The organism is Arthrobacter sp. 10T413_2, assembly GCF_056394205.1.
Genome location: NZ_JBFTHK010000301.1, coordinates 1 through 2,792 on the forward strand (window position 1 = coordinate 1; position 2,792 = coordinate 2,792).

4 protein-coding genes are annotated in these 2,792 nt (G+C 69.5%); 2 read left to right on the plus strand and 2 right to left on the minus strand.

What is annotated here, in order from left to right:
- Positions 1-240: globin domain-containing protein (locus AC1DBQ_RS22775; RefSeq protein ID WP_476930669.1), on the plus strand; the 240-nt coding region annotated here is incomplete at its 5' end.
- Between the two features lie 24 nt (positions 241-264).
- On the opposite strand, the gene AC1DBQ_RS22780 is transcribed toward AC1DBQ_RS22775, so the two are convergent.
- Both AC1DBQ_RS22780 and AC1DBQ_RS22785 read right to left on the minus strand, forming a co-directional pair.
- Complete coding sequence (locus tag AC1DBQ_RS22780) at positions 265-972, minus strand: Pr6Pr family membrane protein (RefSeq protein ID WP_476930670.1); 708 nt, start codon at positions 970-972, stop codon at positions 265-267.
- A 79-nt stretch (positions 973-1,051) separates the two neighbouring features.
- Entirely contained in the window at positions 1,052-1,711 is a 660-nt protein-coding gene (locus tag AC1DBQ_RS22785) for a DUF8185 domain-containing protein (RefSeq protein WP_476930672.1), read from the minus strand.
- Between the two features lie 62 nt (positions 1,712-1,773).
- Between AC1DBQ_RS22785 and AC1DBQ_RS22790 the strand changes: the two genes are divergently transcribed.
- Positions 1,774-2,682: an acyl-CoA thioesterase gene (locus tag AC1DBQ_RS22790; protein ID WP_476930673.1), complete on the plus strand. Its 909-nt coding sequence runs from the start codon at positions 1,774-1,776 to the stop codon at positions 2,680-2,682.
- The last annotated feature ends 110 nt before the right edge of the window (positions 2,683-2,792 follow it).

Below are 2,792 nucleotides of genomic sequence, written 5' to 3' on the forward strand. Positions count from 1 at the left end.
CTGATGTTCCTGGAACAGTATTGGGGCGGTCCGACGACCTACGGCGAGGAGCGCGGGCACCCCCGTCTGCGGATGCGCCACATGCCCTTCCGCGTGACGCCGGAGGCCAAGGAACGCTGGCTCCACCACATGCGCACCGCGGTGGATGCCCTTCAGCTTCCGCCACTGTACGAGGGAACGCTGTGGGACTACATGGAGCGGGCAGCCCTCTCCATGGTCAACAKCCCGTCGGAGGCCTAAGCGCCGTCGCGTCCGGACGCGGGATCAGCGCGGCCCGGGCCCCGCGGCCAGCGCGGCGCGCCCGTTGCCGGCGCCGTGCACGAGGAACGCGATGAGCACGAACGCGGCGAGCACCTGCGCCGTCGTGGTCAGGGCGGCGGGCCACCCGCCGTCGAGCGTCGGGTCGAGGAAGTCGTAGACGTACCAGCCGTCGATGCCGCCGCGCACCCACGAGAAGACCAGGAAGGCGGCCGGGTAACTGAGCCACACGAGCGGCCGCCACCATCTGCCGCGCAGTGTCTTCGTGACGAGGATCCAGTCGAGCACGACGAACAACGGAGCCACGCGATGGTGTGCCAGCTGGGGCCAGTACATGTCCCAGCTCCACCACGGTTCACCCGGCGGGGCGACGAGCACCGCGTAGATGATGCCCGTCATCACCAGATAGAAAACTAGTGCGCCGAAAAGGTGGTCCCACCACTCCGGAAGCCGCGTCCGCGGCCTGGCGGCGGAAGCGATGAGCACCAGCCCGAGGACGAGGTTCGACTGGACTGTGAATTCCGAATAGAGCTGGAAGACATCGACGTCGTTGCCGGGCAGAGTGGCGTCGTACGTCCTCCGCGCGACGGCGACGAGTACGAAGATGCCCACCGCGGCTCGGGGCAGGCGGATCCACCTCCGGTCCGGATGCAGCGCATCATTGAAGCCAAAGTGTCGCCCGATCGGGGGATCCAGCACCGATACATCGCTCATGCGCCCAGTATGGCAGGCCGGTCAACGCGGGGACGGGCAACGACGGCGATCCGGGATTCCGCCGCCAACTAGCAGAGTCCTAAAGTCCGGAACCCGTCCGGACCAGCACGTGGCCGCGGGTGCCGCTGAGCCGGAACCAGCGCCCGGCCCGGAAGAGCCGCTGGTCGCCGTCGGCGAGGAAGCCCAGGGTGAGCGCGGCGAACGCGGCACCGGCCGGGAGGCCGCCGGCGTCGGGCAGTTCACGGCCCCAGACCGTTGCCCGGGCGTTGTTGACGATCAGCGCGCSGGGCTTGTMGGGGATGATCGCGGCGATCTCCCGGATGCCGGCCTCGGCGGCGTCCCGCAGGGCGGTGTCCCGGAGGGTGCCGAGCGGTTCCCAGCCGGCACGCGGCGCCCCGATCCCGGCCCACGACTCGCTGACGGTCATCGGCGGCACGGGAAGTTCGACGTCGGTCTCCCCCGCCCGTGCCAAACGGTCCAGCACGGCCGACAGCGGCACGGTCACGTCAGTGTCCGCCGGCTGTGCCAGCGCCATGGTCCGCAGGCCGAGGATGGTGGGCGTGGATTCGCCAAGGAGACGGKGCCGCAGGACGCAGACGTAGGCGGCCAGGACCGGGCCCGCGGCTTGGAGGCGGATGGCGCCGTCGTCGATGGACCTGGCGCGCGTCGCGAAGGTGCGAAGGTCGGCGAGGTCGCGGGGATCGGTGAATTGCAGGGGCTGGGTTAGGACATCAGACACACTACCGACTCTACCGGCTGCGCTTCTTTGGAGCGGCGCGGGCGTCCGTCTAGAGTCAGAGCATGACTGAAGCCGAAGCCGGACTGCGGGGACTTCCCACGCAGGACCCCACCTCCTCGCTCATCGAACTCCTCAACCTCGGCGAGCTTGAGGGCGCACGGACCGACGAGGACATCTTCATGGGTCCCTCCCAGCGGCAGCCGCGGCAGCGCGTCTTCGGTGGCCAGGTGCTGGCGCAGTCCCTCATTGCCGGCAGCCGCACTGTCGATCCGGACCGCAGCGTGCACTCGATGCACGGCTATTTCCTCCGTCCGGGCGACGCCAACCAKCCGATCACCTTTGGGGTGCAGCGCCTGCGCGACGGCCGGTCCTTCTCGGCCCGCCGGGTCCACGCCTATCAGGAGGGCATGCCGATCCTGTCGATGATCGCGTCCTTCCAGGCCGAGGACGAAGGCATCGAGCACCAGTCCGAGATGCCGGCCGGCATCCCGGACCCCGAATCGCTGCCCAGCACCGCCGACGTGCTGGGGAAGTTCGACCACCCCGTGGCCCGGCACTGGGCCTATGAGCGGCCCTTCGATATCCGCCACGTCGACCCGGCCCTGTACGTTTCGGCCAACGGGCCCAAGGAAGCACGCAACGCCGTCTGGATGAAGACCTTCGGCCCGATGCCCGACGACGCCGGCCTGCACCGGGCCGCCCTGGCCTACGCGAGTGACTACACCCTGCTGGAGTCGGTCCTCCGCCGGCACGGGATGAGCTGGATTACGCCCGGGATGTCCGTGGCGAGCCTGGACCACGCCATGTGGTGGCACCGGCCGGTCCGGGTGGACGAATGGCTCTTGTATGTCCAGGAGTCCCCCAGCGCCCAGGGTGCGCGGGGCCTGGCCACCGGCAGGATCTTCAGCCGCGACGGCCGGCACGTGGCAACGGTGGCGCAGGAAGGCATGATCCGCGTCCCGAGACCCTAAGACAACACGACACGGCTTAACGCAGAAGGCGGGCTCCCCCCGGGGGAGCCCGCCTTCTGCGTTGCGGTGCTTAGTCGCGGGTGAGGCGGCGGTGCGTCACACGGTGCGGC

What these genes read in the sequence shown, in the direction of transcription:
- AC1DBQ_RS22780 (WP_476930670.1), bottom strand. Translation starts at nt 972, where the DNA reads ATGAGCGATGTATCGGTGCTGGATCCCCCGATCGGGCGACACTTTGGC.